The following is a 20,858-nucleotide window of genomic DNA, read 5'->3' on the forward strand; positions in this document are numbered from 1 at the left end:
AAAAGATAGAATCATGGCGAATCATAGAGAATGAGGTGAGAGCATTATGGAAGGATCCCGTGCAAAACGCTACCGCTCCCGGCGGAGGAATGACTCGGAAGTAAGCCGGTTTTGGATCATGGGGTTGCTGTTCTCACTGCTGGTGCTCGCTTTTGAATTCTTTATCGAAATACCCGCCGACGCAGATTGGCTGGTCGATATGGAGATGGCTTTGTTTTCTGCCAGCTTTACATTGCTTGCCTTCTATCTGCTCGGACTTACCTTTGCCTTTTCACGCCACCAAAAGGCAGGGAAGATCAATCACCAAATCATCATCTATGTATGGTTGGGTGCGATCTTGTTTCACTTGTTCCTGCTCATCAGCAATTTGTCCAATCAGCATGTGTACAAGGCAGGGATCATTCTATTTTTAGGACCATTGTTTTTAACTGTCTACCATTTTATCACGTACTTGGCAGCTTTGCGCGAGGAGCGTGAGGAGCAGGAGGCAGCTACGACAGCTACGCTTGAGCGTACGGCCTACCAGATGATTCTGGAGGGCGGGCGTGTATACAGCGAGTTGAGTCGCCTGAAAACAGAATATCCAGAAGTGGAGCAAATGCTTCGCGCCAACGATTTTCACGATAAACTGGAGCGCTATGCTTTGGAAATGCAGCAGTATTTGCAGGTGAAGCATTTTGAGCGTAAAGACGTGGAGCTCTTGGAGGGTCACTATTATTTCTTGGAAAACTTGCTGAGCTTGGCGAAACAACATCCGGGAATAATCGAGTCCCGCGTATATAGCCGCCGAAGTGACAATTGATGGGTACAAAGGAGAGGGAAGCGGATGTTTTGGAAAAAAGACAAAGCCCTAGCAGAAAAAGAGACAGCAGCGACGACAGCCACAACCACAAAGACAGGACAGCAAGACGCTTGGAAGCATGAGCTTCGCGGTCTTTACGAACAGATGGGCGCGATCCTCACTTCGAACCAAGCGATGAACGCCGAATCTGATCAAATGGTGCGATTGGTGATGAGGATGAAGGGTGTCGTAGATAATATCCAGGCCATTAACGAGCGGGATGATGAATCTGCGAGCCAGTTGTCGGTTCGAGGAGAGCGCCTGACAGACATCTGTAAACAATCCGTAGCGCGTGCAGATGAAGGCAAGAAGGCTATGACGGACGTTGTAGAAGTCATGAGCCTGCTCGACAAAGAATCGGTCCATACATCCAAGTCCATGAGCCGCTTGGAAGAGCGCTCTTCAGAAATTACGAGTATCGTCAAGGTGATCAGCGACATTGCGAATCAGACCAACCTTCTCGCGTTGAATGCAGCGATAGAAGCGGCACGTGCCGGTGAACAAGGCCGCGGTTTTGCTGTCGTAGCGGATGAAGTACGGAAGCTGGCCGAGATGACAGCGAACTCGACCAAGACGATTGCAGAATTGATTGGCAAGATTCAGGAAGAAACAAAAGAAGCATTGTCCAACAGTGAAAAAAGCAGCAGTGCGATCAAAAATGGACTTTCCATCAGCAAGGATGCTGCGGGGAAGACAGATCAGATCGTGAACGCTTTCCAGGCACTGAACGTCGAAGTGTCGGGTGTGATGGAAATTATCGCGCATCAAAAGCGATTTGCTGACGATGTGTCCCAGCAGGTAAGTGATGCAAAGGGCTTGCTGGATGAGCTGAATGAAGGAATGACCAAGCACGTGAGGGACGCCAACGCGGTAGAGCAAATGCTCGCGACGAGCGTAAAGGATGTCAAAAAGTTATTGTGATCATAAGGTAAACGAATCAGGAGTCCGTATCCAAGCGATGCGGACTTTTTGGTATTTCTCCACTTTTTCACCAAAATTCTACATATTTCGGTTTGACTATTAAGAATAACGTACTATAATCGAAGTAAGATTCTCCATATACTTCCTTTTTTCGACAAAATCCTATCAGCATTCGCTATGAATGGGCAAACCCATTGAAAAGTGGGGACGCAAAGCCACGGGCCTAATGTACACGTTACGATGGCAGCCGGGTTGCCAACGAGCAGTGTATTTTACTGTTTTAGTTTTACGGCTCCTTTCATGCGAAAGGGGCCTATTTATTTTACAAAAGGGAGAGGTTGTAGCATGTCAATCCTTCAAACACTGGACAAGCAGTATATCAATGGGGAGTGGCGCGACGGACTGGGCGCGAAGACATTGCAAGATATCAACCCTTACAACGGGGAAGTCATCGCAGAGTTTAAAATGGCAAATCTGGAGGATATCGACGCGGCTTACAAGGCGGCAGCCAACGCGAAAAAAGAGTGGGATGAAGTGAATGCTTATACCAAATCCCGAATGTTGGAGCGTGCTGTTCGCTATATCGAAGAGCATGAAGAAGAAATCATTCAGATCATCATTCGTGAACTAGGTGGAACCCGACTGAAGGCATTTTTTGAGATCGGGCTTGTGAAGGATATTATTCGTGAGGCGGCTACGTTCCCGGTACGCATGGAAGGAAAAATTCTCCCTTCTCCCGTAGACGGAAAGGAAAATCGCTTGTATCGGATTCCCGCAGGAGTTGTCGGCGTCATCAGTCCGTTCAACTTCCCGTTCTATCTGTCGATGAAGTCCGTAGCTCCAGCTCTTGGCGCGGGCAACGGTGTCGTCCTCAAACCGCATGAGCACACGCCAATCACGGGTGGGACTCTCATCGCGAAAATTTTTGAAGAAGTAGGTCTGCCCAAAGGCTTGATCAACGTCGTTGTAACGGATATTGCTGAAATTGGTGATGGTTTTGTCTCCCACCCCATTCCACGCATCCTTTCGTTTACAGGCTCGAGCCAAGTAGGAAGTCATATCGCGCAAGTGGCAGCGAAGCATTTCAAGAAGGCGATTTTGGAGCTAGGCGGCAATAGTGCCCTGATTGTTTTGGAGGATGCGGATCTTACGTATGCCGTCAATGCAGCAGTATTCAGCCGCTTTACCCACCAAGGTCAGATTTGCATGTCGGCTAACCGGGTTCTGGTTCACCAAGATGTTTACGATAAATTCCTCGATCTGTATGTGGAAAAAGTATCTGGACTCAAGGTAGGCGACCCAAATGATCCAGACACGGTAATCGGTCCACTCATCAATCAACGGCAAGTCGCCAACCTGATGGCAACGATCGATGAAGCGATTCGCGAAGGAGCCGTTCCTGCACTGAAAGGGGAAGTAAAAGGAAACGTGGTCGAGCCGATTGTTTTGACAGGTGTGACCACAGACATGTCCATTGCATCCAAAGAACTGTTTGGTCCGGCTGTTTGCATCATGTCGTTTGCTTCCGAGGAAGAAGCGATTCGCATGGCGAACGAGACACCATTTGGATTGTCCGGGGCGATTCATACCCGCGATCTGGAGAGAGGTGCCCAGATGGCCAAGCGCATTGAGACGGGCATGATTCATATCAACGATGGAACGATCAATGACGAGCCAATTGTGGCGTTCGGCGGTGAAAAGCATTCCGGATTGGGACGCTTAAATGGTCAATGGAGCCTAGAAGAGTTTACTACGCTAAAATGGATTTCGGTTCAGCACAAAAAGCGCCAATTTCCGTACTAATGCCATCAAAATATAGAGGTGAAGAGGGTTATGAACGGATACGAAGAATGGAACGAAACAGAAGCTTCCGAAAAGGGGCAAAACGCAGAACTGCTCGAGGCTTTCATCAAGGTTGCCCCCTATTTAAATGATTTGCTCACCGATGACATTACCATTGGGGTCTACGACACGGAAAAGCTATTGCGCAATGTGCCTGCTCAAACATTTGCACTGCAAGTAAAGCCCGGTGATCCACTCCAGGAAGGAGATGTGATCACCAACGCGATTCGAAGAAACACCAAGCAGGCGATGATGGTCCCCAAGGAATTATTTGGTTTTCCTCTCGTCGCACGAGCGATCCCCCTGCATGATCACACGGGAAAAGTCATCGGTGGTGTCGGCATTGGCTCGAGTATGGAGCGAGCCAATGAGCTGTATGAAATTGCCGCAAATCTCTCGAGTGTTGTCGAGCAGGTCAGTGCCACCACACAAGAGATGGCGTTGCAGATCGGGAATTTGAACGAGCAAATGAAGGGGATCTCAGAGCAAGCCAATGATGTGAGCCACAGTACGACTGAGATCGAGCAAATTACACTCGCCGTGAAAAAAATCGCTGATCAAAGTAACATTTTGGGACTGAATGCGAGTATTGAGGCTGCGCGAGTAGGAGATGCAGGGCGTGGGTTCGCTGTCGTCGCGCATGAGGTTCGCAATATGGCGACGGATTCAAGGGCGAATGCAGACAAAATTAAGCAAACTACGGATTCCATCCGGGTTTTGATATCCCTCCTGCAAAATTCGATTGAATTGATCAATCAAACCATGGAGAGTCAGGCAGCCGCTACGGAGGAAATTTCTGCGACGATGGTCGAAGTGAGCGGCAATACGCAAAAGCTGGCAGGGCTTGCCCAAGAAGTGTTTGAAATAAAGTAAGCCCATACATGTAACAAAAATCCCCTCTTAGGAGTCTTACTCTTGAGAGGGGATTTTTTCCTTTAGTTCTTTTATGTGGTAGGTAGTGGTTGCTCCAGCATATAGCGATACACCGGGACTTCATCGCTCTTTTCAACGGGCAAGAAGCTAAACGTGACGTAGCTGTCCACGGATTCCGGTTCCAGGGCCAATACAATGAAGCTCGCATTTGGCTGGGCCATGCTGAACACGTAACTACCCGCAGGAAAGGTTTTCGTTGTTTCTGTTACATTTGCAGTCACTTAGTTGGTGAAATGCCCATTCTCGTAAATCGTATTCACCTTGTTTTCCAAAATGGTGTAGCTTTCTACTGCTATCGTTGTCTCTTTTGATAGCTTGATTATTGAAACACCGAGCAATTCCAGCTTGGCTGCAATGTCATGGTAGCCAGGAGGCATGAGATAGGCAGTGGATCGCTCGCGCTCGAGTACAGGATAGGCATCCGTGGAGCTTACCTTGTTGTCGTTTGCTTTTTTGCCTTTTTCCGTGATTTCTGCGTGTGCCTGGGTCACGGCGGACTTGATTACTTTGGCGTTGGCCGCTGTTGATTGGATGACAGCAGCGTGAGTCAAGGCCTGACTGTATACACGTCGTTCAAAATCGGCGCGTCCAATACCGATGCGCGTGTTTCCACCAAAAACGTCAACGTGTTTTTCAATCCCAAGGCATTGCGACCGATTCTTGTCTCTGTGCAGCCTTCTGTTGCGGTCACTTTTCCGTCCTTGCCTTTTGCCAGCGTATAGGAAGCGTGATGAGAAAGTTGCTCCTTGTCGAGTACTTTTTGAACATCTGCCAAGAGCAGCTGGAGGGGATGTTCAGGTTTTTCGCTGAGGAGACAGAACATCGTAGGAAGAGATCGCGTCCTTTTCTCCAACATCGCGAAGCTGGCTGGAAGAGACGCCGTATCCGTGGGCGTCAAGCACCACATCAGGTTGATAGGCATCGATGGCTTGGTGGACAGCTTGTACCTCTGGATATTCTACCTTCATGTAGTCACGGTTGGCATCCAGCTCTGTCGCGATGTAGCGTTTGAACTGGTAGGAGCCATCCGGGTTGATGCGAGGAACAATCGCAATGTTTCCTTTACCCAGGAGATCGGCGCCAAGTTTTCCTACTGCCAGCCAATGATATCCCGATGGATAGCAACTGGATTTCCTTGTTCCCTGCTGCCAATTTGCTTATGTGAGCCATCGTTTCTTCCTGGGATGTAAAAGCTTCTTTTCCTTCTTGGAAGCGGGGTGTCCCAAACTGGATCGTTGGCTTTGGAAACAAGCTCTCAATCTGTGCAGGCTGTACATAGGTTGGCCCTATTCCGTAATGAGGAATGTGGTTCAGCTTGGGTGGCATGGATGATTGAGGGACTGGTGAACAGAGATATTACGAGTGCTGTAGAAACAACGTAGCGTACTTTCTTGTCCATAAATTCCCTCCTGCGAAATAGAAGCCGACACCTACGATTAATCCATCAGACTATTATAAAAACAATAATTACTACGAAATATTCATTTTAAAGCAGGACTTTCGGTTCTCCTTTAATAGAACAGGGGGATGACATGGTCAAAAAAATCAGCAGAATGCTCCTTTTGTTGACGGCCATCGCGGTAAGTAGTTTCTTTCTGAGCGATATTTTTGCAAACGAATGGAAAAAACCAACAGAAACAGAGAAGGTTGATCACCTGAATGGCGCGATTCACCAAAAACAAGAATTTCAACTCCATGACGGTACCACGTATTGGGCCCATAAAATGACAGGTCAGCGCGATATGACGCCGTACGTTTTTACTATTCCGATTCAGGGGAACAGTCAGAACATGACGTTCCGCTATCGAGCCTATGATGAGTCGAAGAAACCGAATTGGAAGATCGTCACGCTTGATCAAGTCCAGACCCTTCCGCTTGCCTCTGGTTTTGTAGAGACGGAGGGCAGGTATATTTGGTTAGGTAAGCCGATTGTCTACGTGGACAAGGGTAGAGCCACGATTGAAGAAAAGCCGGGATTGGCGTCGCCAGTTGAAGTAAAACAGACGTCTTCTGGTGTCGAGCTTGTGTTTCAGCTACCGATGAAAGCAGGCTTTATCAGTGAAATGTGGGCGCTCGATTCGAGAGATCCGCTCGTTCCTTGGGGAGAAAAAATGCTTGACAGCATCTGGCTTAACTTGGACGTTACGGAAAAGGCAAAATGGCTGTACGATGGGTATTACTATCAAAGTCCTTCAACGTACGAGCCGACTTCGGAGTCCTCTTTTTGGCGGATTCCTGAAAATTATGTCCTTCGCTCCTTTTTATATACAGGGGGAAGCAAGGCTGCCCGGGATATGGGTTATGTGATGTTGAAAGCGAGCCTAAAGCAGCAGGAGCCTGAGGGGTACTGGAAGACGCAGCCGCGCTCCACGTGGTTAAGCACCGATTACGGGATACCAGAGGGCTTTTACGATACGAGATTCAACACAGGAGCAGCTGATTTGATGCTGCGGGGCTGTGATCAGTATCAAGAAAAGGACTTTTGCCAATCGGCGAAAAAATATGCTTCTTACTTTCACAATTTCGTAGCCATGAACCATTTTGTCATTGCTGGCGTACAGCAAGGCTGGTTGGTTCCGGACTATGGGACAGCAATGAATCCAATGATTCAGACACATGTTTCTTTGAATCATCAGTTGGCGGAAATCAATTTTCTCTACAAAAACTATCTACAATTCGGGGACCAGAAGGACAAAGATTTAGCGGATAGTATGCTCTATGGTGTCGTTAATCTCGGAGCGCAGTGGATACTCGGAAATGGCGATTTGCATTACGCTTATTTTCCGGACGGGACATTCGGCAGGAAGGACTATCCGTACTTGACCTACAATGACTTGGTCGAAACGCAGCGCTTGTACCGTCAATTGCATGGAATGGATGAGATGACGCTTACCATGTTGATTGACAGTAAATTAAAGTGGATGCAGTTGAATAATATTCAGTACCGTTGACATATGGAATTGTGACCCGTACGAAGAGCAGATGATAAAGTGACCTTCGTACGGGTTTTTATTTTGCAAACTCGCTGGTCTAACGAAGTTTGAGAGGATCAGGCGGGAAATCGAGCGGTTTTTCTTTCGTTGAATTTGATCTACTTTACTTTCCGCAAAGCAAACAAGGTCAAAAAGCTAACAGCCTCCCGCAGCTCTACGCTTATTCGGCCCGCGATATCTGGCGTAATTCCCTCTTTGTATACCGGCTCTTCGCCCAGCAGTGTGAAGCCATTTTCGCTCGCTAACTGCTTGGCTTCCCAGGGCATCATCGTATTTTGGATCGTTGCCTCTTCATAGAGTCTGCGATAGCTATGAGCGCGTGGGCCAGCTGTAGGACCGAGGATACCCAAGACGAGAAAGCCTCCTGGTGCAAGCACGCGGTGAAGCTCCAAGAGTGCCTTGAGCGGAGACGGCGTGAATTCCACTACGTTAATCGAGAGCACCCCAGAGAATGAATCATTGGCAAACGGAAGCTCGCTGATGTCTCCTGTCTGAAAATGAACAGAGCCCGGGAAGGAAATGACCCGGTCATGAGCGAGGCGGATCATTTCCCCGGCAATGTCGATGCCCTCCACCTGATAGCCGTGCTCTGCAAGCTTGCAACTGGCATAGCCGTCACCACAGCCTGCATCGAGAACAGGTCCAGATCCGACAGGAACATACTTCATAAAATAGGGGAGGATAGTGCTGCGACTGCCTTTTTCCCACATGTGCTCACTTCGTTTTCGCCAGTCTTCTGCAAATTGATCCCATTGCTTGGCGGCTAGTTCTATCCATTGACTCATCATAGTTCACGCCTTTCTCATCGAATGAACGATACGGTTATGAAGAAAAACTCCGGTCGAGGCGGCCGGAGCTTTTCAGGGAAGTTGTTTTTACGTCAAACGGTCATGAGGTTGTTTGGGGATATGCGCGACCAAGTCCGCAATTTTTTTACTCTTCAGCGTATGCATCATTTGTTGCTCGGCGTCAGCCACAACCTGTTGAATCAGACAGGCACTATCATGGTGGAAGCTGCATTCAAACAAGGAGGTTGTCCCTTCAATGGCTTGGATAACATCCAGAAATGAAATATCATCCTGGTTGCGCTTGAGCTTGTATCCGCCATTTGCGCCAGAGACCGAGTGGATCAACCCAGCTTTGACCAGTTTGGTCAACATTTTGGATAGGTATGTTTGTGAAACGCCTAGCTTCTCTGCCAAAAGCTGAACACTAACGGGTTTATCAGGGGCTTCTGCTACCAGATAGAGCATCGCATGGAGGGCATAGTCTGTTGCCTGTGAATACTTCATAAGACACCTCAATCATGGACTTAATACATCCATCATAAAGTGAATGGGAAGCATGAGCAAGGGGAAGAGTCATTCGCGCTGTTACCTGCACTTTCGATGCCCATTATAGGATGGTGCAACTTGACACAAAAAACCTTTTGAAGATATTATAGACACAATAAGTCTGTGAATGAGTTGTTTGGAATGATCCAATTACAGCGAGTTATTTTTTGTTACTATTAAGGATATTAGAGGTCTGTAATGGTCGTTTTGAGTAACTGTTCAACATAAAAAGGGGAGGAAAGTACAAATGAGCATTTGTCACACGACAGATACTACGTTTCAACATGATGTAAAAAGCGAGGGCTATACTCTCGTCAATTTTTGGGCACCTTGGTGCGGGCCGTGCCGCTTTTTTGGGCCGATACTCGAATCGTTCGATAGGGAGCATAGCAGCGAAGTGAGAGTCCTAAAAGTCAATGTCGATGAACAAACGGAGATTGCCAATCAGTATGGCATTATGAGTTTGCCAACGACCATTTTGCTCAAAAACGGGGAATTGATCGACAAAGTCGTAGGAGCTGCCCCTCTAGCGGAACTGAAACAATTTGTTTTCAAGCATAGGTAATAGGACAACGAAGCGAAAGCCATCGGTCAACTTGATCGGTGGCTTTTTGGTATCCAGTTGTTACACGTATGCGTACTTTAATGAATGAAAGCGTTTGAGCGTTTTTGCGTTGTTCCGTGTTCTTGCAAGGGGAAGCGCTTCCAATGTATTCTCAAGATAACGACAAAATAATCCCAATTCACAAAATAATGTCAATAATTGAAAAGGAAAGCGGAGGGGTAGGCAATGAGCAATACCGATTTTTTCCCGATTCAGGACTGGGACTACCTGGAGTTTTATACAGGGAACGCCAAGCAAGCGATGCACTATTTTACAAATGCGTTTGGATTTGAAGCAGTAGCTTATGCGGGTTTGGAGACAGGTTCTCGGGAAAAGGTTTCCTACGTCCTGAAGCAGAAGCATATGACGTTCGTGATCAGTGGGTCGCTTACGCCTGACAGCCCGATCGCGGAATTTGTGAAAAAACATGGGGACGGAGTGAAAGACGTTGCCCTACGTGTAGAGGATTGTGAGCAGGCTTACCAGGAAGCTGTTTCTCGCGGAGCCATTCCGATCATGGAACCGACTGAGTATACCGATGAATTCGGGACGGTCAAAAAAGCGATTATCGGTACGTACGGTGAAAACATTCACTCCTTTATCGAACGAAAAAATTACAACGGACCATTTTTCCCAGGCTATAAAGCTTACCAATCTCCAATCAAAGGAGAGAGTACGGGTATCATCGGCATCGACCACATCGTTGGTAACGTTGAGGTCATGGATGAGTGGGTGGCATATTACCAAAAGGTCATGGGCTTTACAGCCGTACAAAATTTCAGTGAGGACGATATTTCGACGGAGTATTCTGCGCTCATGTCCAAAGTGATGCAAAGTGGAACCGGACGCATCAAGTTCCCGATCAATGAGCCAGCAGAAGGACGCCGCAAGTCGCAGATTCAGGAGTTTTTGGAGTTCTACCAAGGGCCAGGCGTACAGCATATTGCCATCTTGACCAACGATATCATCGAAACTGTATCGAAGCTGCGTGATAACGGTGTAGATTTCCTCATGGTGCCAGATGCGTACTACGAAGATTTGAAAGAGCGTGTAGGGGAAATTGACGAAGACATCGAGGCACTGAGAAAGCTGGGGGTCTTGGTCGACAGAGACGACGAAGGCTATCTCTTGCAGCTGTTCAGTAAGCCGATTGTAGATCGTCCGACGCTGTTTATCGAGATTATCCAGCGCAAAGGAGCACGCGGCTTCGGGAATGGCAACTTCAAGGCACTGTTCGAGGCGCTGGAGCGCGAGCAGGAGCGCAGAGGGAACTTGTAATTTATTGAGGGAAACGAGCACGACAAGACCATCTCAGGCTGAAAACGCTGAAGGGATGGTCCTTTTTTTATACCATTGATTCGACTCTTCATCTATACTAGTAGGAACCAAATATTGGTTATAAGAAGAGGGTTATGCAATTGAGTATTAAGAGGGAAGTTCAGCAAGCATTCAGCTAGCCTAAAAAAGAGAAAGGACCGAAATTGTGATGATTCATCGATTGGAACCAAATGATTATGCAAAAATCAGGACATTGCTGTCACCTGAGAACGTAAACAATTTGACTATCCATGCGATTATTAATGGGACAAATCGAGGAGCGATTTACGTAGATGATGTGGAGCAGCCCCGGACAGCCTTGGTCGATCAAACCGGTGTGATCAGTATTTTCGTAGGGGATGCTGCCAATGAAGCGTTCACAGCGAATCTGGGTGCCTTTATCGAAGGAGAATTACGCAGATATACGACCGAATCATGCGGGGGCACTCATTTTCTGGCAGTTGTCCCTGATGAGGCGTGGGAAAAAGCAGTGACCAAAGCCATCTCGCATCGAGAGATCGAAACGGATTGGGAGTATTACTACCAGTTCAATCCCGAGCAATTCCAAGCGCGAAAGATCAGCTACCTCCCTCTGCCAGAAGGATACACTTTGAAAAGAATCGATGCAGGTGTCATCGAAAACGATCCTGATAACATTTTGATTGAGGTAGTAGAGGAATTCTATCATTCGGTGGATGATTTTTTGCAGTGGGGGTTAGGATTCTGTGTATGTCAGGGAAATACGATTGTCAGTGCTTGCCTGTCCTGCTGTGTCCATGAGCGTGACCATGAAATTAGCGTGGAAACGTACGAGAAAGCCGATATGAAGAAAGGCTTTGCTACCCTTGCTTGCGCAGCGTACCTGGAGCATTGCATGGAACATAGACTGACACCGCACTGGACCACGCTGGAAACTAATGAGGAGTCAGTGCGTCTGGGAACAAAGCTAGGATTTGAGGCGAAGGAAAAGTGTAAAATACTGGAGTTCGAATATTAAAATGATACGGGTATCCATGGGTTGTCGAAATCACTTCGGCAACCTTTTTTATTAGGAAAGGAAGAGAAGCAAAAGGGAAATACGATGTGAAGAGTGAATATTTTGATTAGTTATGGAAACGAACAGGAACCAACTGGCAGCGATTGAGAGGGATAAACGAATGAATCTGGCATTAATGGTTCCATTGACGGAGCGGACGGCTGTTTTGATCGTGGTGGCCTTGCTGTTTACACGTGTACGTGCATTCCGCAGCATATTGAACCAGCAAGCGACGTGGCGGGAAAAAGCACTAATGGTCGTCATTTTTTCCGCTATTTCCATACTGGGTACATACAATGGCATCTGGTATCAGGATGCGATTGCGAATTCACGCGTGATCGGGACTGTTGTGGCTGGCTTGCTTGCTGGTCCTTGGGTAGGGCTGATGACAGGACTGATTGCAGGAATTCATCGCTATTCATTGGGGGGCTTTACGGACTTGGCATGTGCGATCTCGACGATAAGCGAGGGCTTGTTTGCGGGATTAATCTATCAGTTCCGCCGTAACCGCAGCAAAAAAATCGGGTGGACGACAGCGCTCGTTGTTGGTTTCTTGGCGGAGTGGCTGCAAATGGGAATTGTTCTGCTCATCGCACGTCCTTACGCTGACGCTTTGGCATTGGTGCAGGCCATTAGTATACCGATGTCTATCGTCAACTCGGTCGGAATTGCTATTTTAATCACCATTATTGATTTGGCTAAAAAGGAAGAGGATCGGATTGGCGCCCTCCAAGCCCAGCGAACGCTGCAAGTAGCGGACAAAACACTGTCTTACTTGCGCCAAGGACTGACGTACGACTCTGCCCAAAAGGTAGCGGAGGAAATATTGCGAACGACGCGTGTAGCAGCGGTAGCAATTACTGATACGCGCTCTGTACTTGCGCATGTCGGCGCAGGCTCGTCCCATCACGTAGTGGGAGAAGGCATAACGACCGAGGCGACCCGTGAAGTTTTATCGACTAAAGAAGTAAAGATTGCCCAGACGAAGGAAGAGATCGGGTGCAGGGAGACGAATTGTTCCTTGCGCTATGCGATTCTCGTACCCTTGATGCGAAGACGTGAAGTGGCGGGCGTGCTCAAGCTGTATCAGGATCGCTCACGCAAACTGTCGGCAGTGGACCTGGAACTCGTACGTGGATTGGGGAACCTGATCTCGAGTCAGCTCGAGCTGGCTGAGCTAGAGAAGCAGTCCCGCCTGTTGGCAGATGCAGAAATCAGGGCCTTGCATGCGCAGATCAATCCGCATTTCTTGTTCAATGCTCTCAATACCATCGTTTCGTTTATTCGCTTTCGGCCCGAACAGGCCCGTGAACTGTTGATTCATTTGGGGGAGTACTTCCGGCGTAATTTGCATGACTCTGGCGGATATGTCAGTCTGGCGCGTGAGCTGGAGCATATCGAAGCGTATTTGGCCATCGAACGTGCGAGGTTCGGGGACAAGCTCCATGTAGAGTACGACATTGAGGCTGGCGTAGAGAGGTTTACCGTGCCAGGACTGATTTTGCAGCCCCTGGTAGAGAATGCAGTCAAGCACGGGCTGTTGCCCAAGCGCGAAGGGGGAACTGTAGTGATTCGTGCGCGCCGCAAAGAAAAGCAAATCGTCGAGCTGACAGTGGCAGATAATGGAGTCGGAATGGATGTGGACCCATTCAAGCCAGCTCGAGATGAGAAGAGTGCAGGGCGGCAATTATCTGGGATCGGACTTGCCAATGTAAAAAGCCGTCTCCAGTCGATCTACGGAGAACCGTATGGAATCGTGATCGAGAGCAAAAGCGGGAGCGGAACAACATGCACCATACAATTACCGATAGGGGTGAACGTCAGTGCTCAAAGTGTTCATCGTCGATGATGAGACGCCTGCCAGAGAAGAGCTGCGGTATTTGCTGGAGCAGTTTTCGGAAGTGTCCGTAGTCGGAGAGGCGAGCAGCGGGGAAGAGGCGTTGGAAGCGGTGCTTCTGACAGAACCGGATGCAGTCTTTTTGGACATCCATTTGCAGGACAGGGATGGGGTCGATGTGGGGCAGGAGCTTCTGGAATCCATGGTCAATCCACCTGTCATCATCTTTGCAAGTGCGTATGAATTTCATGCGGTTCGAGCATTTGAGGCCGAAGCCGTTGATTATATCGTCAAGCCGTTCAGCGAAATGCGTCTGGAAAAGACGATGAATCGGGTACGAAAAATGAAGAGGAGAAGCGAGCCTGCATTAGACGCGTCACCGCTGCTGGAGGAAAGGATACAGTCCCTACTGCAAAATGTGCTGGTCGATAATCAGCCGCATCGTGTCCCGGTGGAAAAAAACGGAAAGATTATGCTGATTGATCCAAACGAAATCGTCTATGCCACCTTGGAAGGAAGGTATGCTAGCATCTATACAGCAGGTGAGCAATATGCGACCACGTTTACGTTGCAGGAGCTGGAGAGCAGGTTGTCGCGACAGCAGTTTTTTCGGACACATCGCGCTTTTATTGTCAATTTATCCAAAACGGCAGAGCTCGTCCCTTGGTTCAAAGGCTCGATTCATCTAGTCATGCAGGATCTCCGCAAAACAGAGGTCCCTGTTAGCCGCAATGTTGTGAAAGAATTGAAGAAACGATTGGGGTTTTAAAGGAAACAGACCAATCCTGCGTCCCGTTTGGGAGGGGAGGATTGGTCTGTTTTCGGACTACTTACATGGGATAGTGATCGTCTTTCTTTCGCGTCACCATAATTCCGCCCAATAGGATCAGGAGCAAGCCGAGGATGCCGCCTACTTGGGTGGACGCCAGATTCGCGATTAAAAACACGATGGCAACGACGATGAGGATACCAATAGGGATCAAGAGAGCGGATTTGCGATTGCCGAATATGTACAGCTCGGTAAGCCCAACGGCAGGACCAATCAGGAAAAAGGGCCACGTAGTGCTCATATCACCGCCGAAAAATAGCTGGCTGAAAAAGAAGAGCGGAGCGTAGACGAGCAAGATCCCGCCCGGAACGAGTAATCCAGCTCGATTTGGCTGTGGGTTCATAAAGAAGAAAATATGAAACCCGATTGCTGGAATGAGAAGAAAGGCTGGCCATAGCAAATCTATCGCGAGCGGAATGTTCAGGTAGGTTGCCAGAACAAAAATCGCTCCGATTCCGATAATGATGTAACCCCCGATTTTTCGCATGTGCGTAATCTCCTTTTTAATTTCCATACCAATTCATGTACAATTCTAACATATTGTGGATGAGTTTGGATCAGACTCGGGGCGGAGACTTTCTACGACCCAAAATTGAATACGTTTACACTCAAACGAGGATGGTGCAGCTTGTGCTTGTTTTTGTACGGTTCAGCCATTTTTTATGTTGGCAAGTTGTCCGATGTGATACGTTTTTCTAAGGTTTATTGCCTGAATATTTCATAAATAAAAGGAGGAGACTCGGATGAAAAAATGGCTTCTTTCCCTCCTAATCTGGGGCGGGATAGCTGCGTTGGGTGCTGTCGGATTCGGGATGATAGCGCTCTGGCAAGGAGAATCAGTCAACTCGTTCTGGTTATTGACCGCTGCGTTCTGCACTTATGCTGTTGCCTATCGTTTTTACAGCAAATTCATTGCTCGTAAAATCATGTCGCTCGACGACAATCGCGCCACTCCTGCGGAAGTGAACAACGATGGCAAAGACTTCGTGCCGACAAACAAATGGGTGTTGTTTGGGCACCATTTCGCTGCGATTGCAGGAGCAGGCCCGCTCGTAGGTCCTACGTTGGCTGCGCAAATGGGATATTTGCCCGGAACGATCTGGATTATTGTCGGGGTCGTAATCGGTGGAGCGGTGCAGGACTTTATTATTTTGTTCGGATCAATGCGTCGCAACGGAAAGAGTCTCGGTCAGATTGCCAAGGAAGAGATCGGTCCAATAGGCGGAGCGCTTGCCTTGGTCGGAATTATTGCCATTATGATCATTCTGATTGCTGTTTTGGCGATGGTGGTTGTAAACGCGCTTGCTGAATCGCCTTGGGCTACCTTCACGATATTCATGACGCTACCCATTGCGCTATTAATGGGAGTGTACATGCGGTTTATACGACCGGGGCAGGTAATGGAAGGCTCGTTGATCGGGTTGGCCCTGTTGTTCGGTTCTCTTTGGCTCGGTCAAATCGTTGCTGCATCGCCAACATGGGGACCAGCCTTCACGTTTTCGAAGGTACAGCTGGCCTGGATGATTATTGTGTACGGCTTTATTGCCTCAGTTTTGCCTGTGTGGCTACTACTGGCACCGCGCGATTATCTCAGTTCGTTTTTGAAAGTAGGGACGATTGCGGTATTGGCGGTGGGAATCGTGCTGACACTGCCGCCGTTGCAAATGCCAGCACTAACGAAGTTCATTGATGGAAGTGGCCCTGTTTTTGCAGGAAATCTGTTCCCCTTCTTGTTCATTACCATCGCGTGCGGAGCTGTATCGGGATTCCATTCACTCGTATCATCCGGAACGACTCCGAAGATGATCGCGAAGGAATCGCATGCGCCACTGATCGGTTATGGCGGGATGCTGATGGAGTCTGGCGTCGCGGTTATGGCGATGATTGCAGCTTGCGTGTTGACCCCTGGTGTGTATTTTGCGATCAACTCACCTGCCGCAGCAATTGGCGTGGATGCAGTCCAGGTTGCGACCACGATAACGGGCTGGGGCTATACCGTAACCCCTGACCATTTAACAGCGCTCGCCAACGACATTCAAGAAAAGACAATCCTTTCCCGAACGGGCGGAGCACCGTCACTGGCAATCGGGATGGCGACGATTTTCTCTGGTGTATTGGGTGGTAAGGCATTAATGGCTTTCTGGTATCACTTTGCGATCTTGTTTGAGGCGGTCTTTATTTTGACGACAATCGATGCGGGAACGCGCGTCGGACGATTTATGGTACAAGACATGCTCGGCAACGTCATTCCGAAAATGAAGGAAGTCAACTGGCTGCCAGGTAATCTGATTGGTTCTGGGATCATTACCATCGGATGGGGATACTTCCTGCTCCAAGGTGTCATGGACCCGTTGGGAGGCATTTACACCTTGTGGCCGCTCTTTGGTATCGCCAACCAGATGCTCGCCGCGATTGCGTTTACAGTGGGAACGACGATTATTTTCAAAATGGGCAAAGCAGCCTACTCGTGGATCACACTCGTACCGATGGCTTGGCTGACGACGGCTACGCTGACAGCGGGCTGGCAAAAGCTGTTCCATCCTGATCCAAAAATCGGGTTCCTCTCGCATGCAGAAGCATTCCAAAAGGCACTGGATGCCGGTACGCTACCAAAAGGAGTAAAAACGGTGGAAGCTGCGCAAAAAATGATCTTCAACGACCAGATCGATGCTGTGGTATGTGCGATCTTCATGGTCATTACGATTGGGATTATTCTCGACGGAGCACGGGTATGGATCAATATTCTCCGCGGCAAGCGCTATCCGTTGCAGGAGTCTCCGTACGTCAAGTCCAAAGGAAATGTATTCGACGGGAAAGGACATCACGTAGCATGAGGCGCAAGCTAAGAGCCATGCGAAAGGCAATGCGCAAAGTGAGCTCTGTTATTAAAACCATTTTCGGAATGCCCGACTATGATCGGTATCTCGCTCATTGGTACGAGACGCATGGGGCACCGGGTATCTTTCCGATGACAGAGCGTGAGTACTACATGTACGCATTGACCGAACGATTTGAAAAAGGCGGCGTAACGCGCTGCTGCTAAATCGATCATGTCAAAAAGGGTGTCTCCCCAGTCAGCAAATGACGAGGGAGAGACCTTTTTTCAATCATTCGGGCGCTGGGTGACGCAACGACATTTCAGGCACATTCCTCATGGCTAACGTGTGGTGTAACAGCAGGTAAAGTATGGTACACTGAATAATATAGCATGGCCGTTTTTTAGCACGAGCTGTCTCATCATTTTCAAATAAAACGTCGAAGCCTCTCTTTTTAGAAGAAAAGGGCGTGCTTTGCGAAAAAATAAGTCAAGTTTTAGGTGGCGATACGTGTGCAAGCATCAACACTGGCGGCTCTCAAGGAGCTCGCTTTGCAATGCGCCCGTTCAGCGGGTGAGCTGAGTCTGAAGCGAATGAAGGAGCCTTTTACCGTCGAGTATAAAACATCAGCCTCTGATCTTGTTACAGCCGTAGATAAAGAAGTGGAGAATCACGTCATTCAGATGATTCTTGCACGCTTCCCTGATCACGGCATTCTTGGAGAAGAGAGTGCGCATGCGGAGGATTACGAGCAGTATGACACGCTTTGGGTCATCGACCCGATTGATGGGACGACTAATTTTGTTCATCAGCAAATCAATTTTTCCGTTTCCATTGCCGTTTACCATAAGGGAGAGGGAATGGTCGGAGTGGTTTACGATCCTTCCAGAGACGAGTTATTTTATGCGGTAAAAGGGGAAGGTGCTTTTCTCAATGATCGTTCCTTGCAGGTGAATCGAGAAGTGAGCCTGGAGCAAGCTTTGTTATGCACGAGCGTATTTTGGAACAAGCGTGCTGAGCAGATCGGCATTGACTTGATCGTGAAAAAACTAGCTGGGAAGGTTCGCGGAATGCGCCTGCTAGGGAGCGCCGCTCTAGAGATGGCGTATGTGGCTGCGGGAAGACTGGATGGCTACGTCAGTATGCAGCTCAATGCGTGGGATTTCGGGGCAGCTCGCATTATTGTAGAGGAAGCCGGTGGCCGGGTGACGACCATGACGGGGACACCACTGCCGTACGACCAAAAAAGCAGCGTGATGGCTTGCAACCCGACTTTTTATGAGGAGCTACAGCATTTCTTGAAATCCGAGCATACAGATGTCTCTTCAGAAAATTAAGTGTCACTAAAACCCGCTGGATATGCGCATCCAGTGGGTTTTCTTTTGCTATGCAGATTGGGTTTTCGTTTGAACATCGGTTGCATATGCTATAAAAGCATTTGTTACGAAGTCGGCTTGTCCGAATGAGGGGGGATAACCGTGACCCTGATCGAGGAAAGTGTAAAGTTGATCCTACAGCATCAAGCGAGTACAGGGGCGTATCTCGCTTCACCCGCATTTGTCCACTATCAGTATGCGTGGCTCCGTGATGGAACATTTACAGCCTACGCAATGAACCGTACCGGCAACCATGAGAGCGCCCGCAGGTTTTACCAGTGGTGCGATCATGTGATCCGAAAGCATGAGACAAAGGCAAGAGCAGCCATTACGGCAGTAAAAAAAGGATTAGACAAAAATGATGCGGGGAACGACCGCTTTTTGCATACGCGCTATACAGCGGAGGGAGAAGAAGTAGCAGGCGAATGGGGCAGCTTTCAGCTAGATGGCTACGGGACATGGCTGTGGGGGCTGGCTGAGCATGTGCGGATGAGCGGGGAGCATGACTTGATCCACAAGCTGAAGCCTTCTATTGAACTGACGATTGACTATGTATTGGCTTGCTGGCAGCTCCCTAACTTTGACTGCTGGGAAGAGGGAGGAGACCGAATTCACCCGGTGACGCTAGGGGCGATTTATGCCGGGATCAAGGCGATGGAACCTTATTTGCCCGACCGAGCTTTCGGACTCGCTCAAGAAGGTGAGACCATCCGCCAATTCATCCGCGAGCATGGCACAGCCAACGGGCAATTGATAAAATCCGTTGGAGATCATTCTGTCGATGCAAGTCTTCTCTGGCTGGCCCTGCCGTATGGGATCGTCGACGTGGATGATCCGCTTATGATTCGAACTGTGCAGGCTATAGAAGGGGAGCTGTGCGCAGGATACGGCGTGCATCGCTACCCGGCCGATACGTATTACGGCGGGGGGCAGTGGCTGCTGTTATCTGCGTGGATGGGCTGGTATTACGTGAAAACAGGCAGACGTGAAGAAGCCGAAAAGATAGCTACGTGGATTGTGTCCCAGCGGCAAGCGAACGGACTGCCTGAACAAGTACAGGAGCACTTGCTTTCCCCGGCTCATTATGAGTTGTGGGTGGAGAGGGCAGGGCATCCCGCTGTGCCGCTCCTTTGGTCGCACGCGATGTTTCTCGTGTTGGCGGCAGAGCTTGGCATTTGGCACTAGCCAGGAAGAGGGTCTTCCTGGCTTTTTTATTGCTGACATTGATTGACAGCATTTGTTGCTATGCTCATCTCAGGACCGAACAGAGTGGCGCTCAACAGGGATAAAAATGACACAGGGCATGTAGCTCTTTATGCAGCCAGTCGATTAGCACAGCAGGCTCCTCTACTGTCGCTTCGCTTCCCAGACCGAGTACAAAACGGGCTACCCAATCTATTTCGGAGGGAGCGACGGTGTCGGTAATGAAACCAGAGCCATCTGCCAGAAGTGTAATCTGATTGCCGAATTGATGGTGGCTTTCGGCAAGTTTGCAGCCTTTTCTCGTCAAACGAATTTGCAGGGGGAGCTGCTCTGGTTCTTCATACTGCGAGATATGCGGATCAGGGAGGACGGTAGGAGCATCTACAATCGTCATGGCTTGGATGCGGTCAACGCGCAGCTTGACCGTGCATTCTCTGAGAAAGCAGAAGCATTTGCAGTACCAGTAGCCATCGAAGGCGTACAAATAATCGGGTTGAATGATGCGGGTGCTTCGTCTGCTCAGGGAGTCGTACGTAATTTCCACTCGGATTCGTCACCCGCAGTTTTTTGCGTAGCTGCTCTACTCTAATCAAAGCGTCTGTTGGAAGACTCGCGAGTAGCTTGGCGATCACAGACAAGGTTTCTTTTGCAAATGGCTTGTCCGTGTAGGAGAGAAGAGCTTCATACGACAAGATCAGAGCAACGGCTTCCTCAGTCGTGAGGGCAAGAGGCACTAGCTGATGGGATCGAATCAGCCTGTAGCCACCGCCAGGACCGGGGGAAGCTTGCAGGGGCGCACCAGCCTCGTTGAGCAAGTGCAAGTCGCGTAGCATCGTTCGTTTGGATACGGACAACGTATTGGCTAAATCACCCACGGTAAAGGTTTTTCCTGTGTGGAAAAGCGCAAGCAGCTCTAGCAAACGACCTGTTCGGTTCATATGTATTCCTCGCTTTAGCTAAAACGAATGAAAGGATG

The 20,858-nt window shown here is 48.9% G+C and carries 23 protein-coding genes and 1 riboswitch; of the genes, 14 read left to right on the forward strand and 9 right to left on the reverse strand.

What is annotated here, in order from left to right:
• Window positions 1-46 precede the first annotated feature (46 nt).
• From E8L90_RS01450 to E8L90_RS01465, 4 genes are all read left to right on the forward strand, one after another.
• Window positions 47-802, forward strand: a complete 756-nt coding sequence (locus E8L90_RS01450; protein WP_137027685.1) for a hypothetical protein — start codon at window positions 47-49, stop codon at window positions 800-802.
• A 24-nt stretch (window positions 803-826) separates the two neighbouring features.
• Window positions 827-1,762: a methyl-accepting chemotaxis protein gene (locus tag E8L90_RS01455; protein WP_137027686.1), complete on the forward strand. Its 936-nt coding sequence runs from the start codon at window positions 827-829 to the stop codon at window positions 1,760-1,762.
• A 174-nt stretch (window positions 1,763-1,936) separates the two neighbouring features.
• Window positions 1,937-2,022: riboswitch (cyclic di-GMP riboswitch) on the forward strand.
• An 85-nt stretch (window positions 2,023-2,107) separates the two neighbouring features.
• The gene (gene yfmT / locus E8L90_RS01460; RefSeq protein ID WP_137027687.1) at window positions 2,108-3,565 is read left to right on the forward strand and encodes a benzaldehyde dehydrogenase; all 1,458 of its coding nucleotides are present in this window, start codon (window positions 2,108-2,110) and stop codon (window positions 3,563-3,565) included.
• A 30-nt stretch (window positions 3,566-3,595) separates the two neighbouring features.
• Complete coding sequence (locus E8L90_RS01465; RefSeq protein ID WP_137027688.1) at window positions 3,596-4,477, forward strand: methyl-accepting chemotaxis protein; 882 nt, start codon at window positions 3,596-3,598, stop codon at window positions 4,475-4,477.
• Between the two features lie 71 nt (window positions 4,478-4,548).
• On the opposite strand, the gene E8L90_RS30540 is transcribed toward E8L90_RS01465, so the two are convergent.
• The 4 genes from E8L90_RS30540 to E8L90_RS30555 are packed head-to-tail and all read right to left on the reverse strand — an operon-like array spanning window position 4,549 to window position 5,505.
• Window positions 4,549-4,698, reverse strand: a complete 150-nt coding sequence (locus E8L90_RS30540) for a hypothetical protein (protein WP_244297128.1) — start codon at window positions 4,696-4,698, stop codon at window positions 4,549-4,551.
• A 60-nt stretch (window positions 4,699-4,758) separates the two neighbouring features.
• Window positions 4,759-5,088 (reverse strand): hypothetical protein, encoded by a 330-nt coding sequence (locus E8L90_RS30545; RefSeq protein ID WP_244297129.1) that lies wholly within the window; start codon window positions 5,086-5,088, stop codon window positions 4,759-4,761.
• A complete protein-coding gene (locus E8L90_RS30550; RefSeq protein ID WP_244297130.1) occupies window positions 5,085-5,360 on the reverse strand; it encodes a M14 family metallopeptidase in 276 nt (91 codons plus the stop codon). Before E8L90_RS30550 ends, E8L90_RS30545 begins: the two co-directional genes overlap by 4 nt.
• Window positions 5,332-5,505 carry a M14 family metallopeptidase gene (locus tag E8L90_RS30555; RefSeq protein WP_244297131.1) on the reverse strand — a complete coding sequence of 58 codons (174 nt, stop codon included), beginning with the start codon at window positions 5,503-5,505 and terminating at the stop codon, window positions 5,332-5,334. Before E8L90_RS30555 ends, E8L90_RS30550 begins: the two co-directional genes overlap by 29 nt.
• A gap of 564 nt (window positions 5,506-6,069) precedes the next feature.
• On the opposite strand from E8L90_RS30555, the gene E8L90_RS01475 reads away from it, so the two are divergent.
• Window positions 6,070-7,488: a hypothetical protein gene (locus E8L90_RS01475; protein WP_137027689.1), complete on the forward strand. Its 1,419-nt coding sequence runs from the start codon at window positions 6,070-6,072 to the stop codon at window positions 7,486-7,488.
• A gap of 140 nt (window positions 7,489-7,628) precedes the next feature.
• On the opposite strand, the gene E8L90_RS01480 is transcribed toward E8L90_RS01475, so the two are convergent.
• Window positions 7,629-8,315, reverse strand: a complete 687-nt coding sequence (locus E8L90_RS01480; protein ID WP_208759410.1) for a class I SAM-dependent methyltransferase — start codon at window positions 8,313-8,315, stop codon at window positions 7,629-7,631.
• Window positions 8,316-8,405: 90 nt separating this feature from the next.
• Complete coding sequence (locus tag E8L90_RS01485; protein ID WP_137027691.1) at window positions 8,406-8,822, reverse strand: RrF2 family transcriptional regulator; 417 nt, start codon at window positions 8,820-8,822, stop codon at window positions 8,406-8,408.
• A gap of 289 nt (window positions 8,823-9,111) precedes the next feature.
• Here E8L90_RS01485 and trxA point away from each other — a divergent pair, with 289 nt between their 5' ends.
• The 5 genes from trxA to E8L90_RS01510 all read left to right on the forward strand — a co-directional run bounded on the left by trxA (window position 9,112) and on the right by E8L90_RS01510 (window position 14,427).
• The gene (gene trxA / locus E8L90_RS01490) at window positions 9,112-9,429 is read left to right on the forward strand and encodes a thioredoxin (protein WP_137027692.1); all 318 of its coding nucleotides are present in this window, start codon (window positions 9,112-9,114) and stop codon (window positions 9,427-9,429) included.
• 225 nt (window positions 9,430-9,654) lie between these two features.
• On the forward strand, window positions 9,655-10,746 hold the full coding sequence (gene hppD / locus E8L90_RS01495; RefSeq protein WP_137027693.1) for a 4-hydroxyphenylpyruvate dioxygenase: 1,092 nt from the start codon (window positions 9,655-9,657) through the stop codon (window positions 10,744-10,746).
• Between the two features lie 208 nt (window positions 10,747-10,954).
• Window positions 10,955-11,782, forward strand: a complete 828-nt coding sequence (locus tag E8L90_RS01500; protein ID WP_137027694.1) for a GNAT family N-acetyltransferase — start codon at window positions 10,955-10,957, stop codon at window positions 11,780-11,782.
• Between the two features lie 160 nt (window positions 11,783-11,942).
• Window positions 11,943-13,670, forward strand: coding sequence for a sensor histidine kinase (locus E8L90_RS01505; RefSeq protein ID WP_137033226.1), 1,728 nt, complete (start codon window positions 11,943-11,945; stop codon window positions 13,668-13,670).
• Window positions 13,645-14,427, forward strand: coding sequence for a LytR/AlgR family response regulator transcription factor (locus E8L90_RS01510; RefSeq protein ID WP_137027695.1), 783 nt, complete (start codon window positions 13,645-13,647; stop codon window positions 14,425-14,427). Before E8L90_RS01505 ends, E8L90_RS01510 begins: the two co-directional genes overlap by 26 nt.
• Before the next feature lie 61 nt (window positions 14,428-14,488).
• On the opposite strand, the gene E8L90_RS01515 is transcribed toward E8L90_RS01510, so the two are convergent.
• Window positions 14,489-14,974 carry a hypothetical protein gene (locus E8L90_RS01515; RefSeq protein ID WP_137027696.1) on the reverse strand — a complete coding sequence of 162 codons (486 nt, stop codon included), beginning with the start codon at window positions 14,972-14,974 and terminating at the stop codon, window positions 14,489-14,491.
• A 256-nt stretch (window positions 14,975-15,230) separates the two neighbouring features.
• Here E8L90_RS01515 and E8L90_RS01520 point away from each other — a divergent pair, with 256 nt between their 5' ends.
• From E8L90_RS01520 to E8L90_RS01535, 4 genes are all read left to right on the forward strand, one after another.
• A complete protein-coding gene (locus E8L90_RS01520) occupies window positions 15,231-17,321 on the forward strand; it encodes a carbon starvation CstA family protein (protein ID WP_137027697.1) in 2,091 nt (696 codons plus the stop codon).
• Window positions 17,318-17,530: a CstA-like transporter-associated (seleno)protein gene (locus E8L90_RS01525; RefSeq protein ID WP_016743075.1), complete on the forward strand. Its 213-nt coding sequence runs from the start codon at window positions 17,318-17,320 to the stop codon at window positions 17,528-17,530. Before E8L90_RS01520 ends, E8L90_RS01525 begins: the two co-directional genes overlap by 4 nt.
• Window positions 17,531-17,815: 285 nt before the next feature.
• The gene (locus E8L90_RS01530; RefSeq protein WP_137027698.1) at window positions 17,816-18,640 is read left to right on the forward strand and encodes an inositol monophosphatase family protein; all 825 of its coding nucleotides are present in this window, start codon (window positions 17,816-17,818) and stop codon (window positions 18,638-18,640) included.
• A gap of 141 nt (window positions 18,641-18,781) precedes the next feature.
• Window positions 18,782-19,864, forward strand: coding sequence for a glycoside hydrolase family 15 protein (locus E8L90_RS01535; RefSeq protein ID WP_137027699.1), 1,083 nt, complete (start codon window positions 18,782-18,784; stop codon window positions 19,862-19,864).
• 91 nt (window positions 19,865-19,955) lie between these two features.
• On the opposite strand, the gene E8L90_RS30560 is transcribed toward E8L90_RS01535, so the two are convergent.
• Entirely contained in the window at window positions 19,956-20,405 is a 450-nt protein-coding gene (locus tag E8L90_RS30560) for a WYL domain-containing protein (protein WP_244297475.1), read from the reverse strand.
• Entirely contained in the window at window positions 20,290-20,820 is a 531-nt protein-coding gene (locus E8L90_RS01545) for a helix-turn-helix transcriptional regulator (protein WP_137027701.1), read from the reverse strand. The genes E8L90_RS30560 and E8L90_RS01545 overlap by 116 nt, the downstream gene beginning before the upstream one ends.
• Between the last annotated feature and the right edge of the window lie 38 nt (window positions 20,821-20,858).

It is taken from the genome of Brevibacillus antibioticus, assembly GCF_005217615.1.
Lineage (GTDB): Bacteria > Bacillota > Bacilli > Brevibacillales > Brevibacillaceae > Brevibacillus > Brevibacillus antibioticus.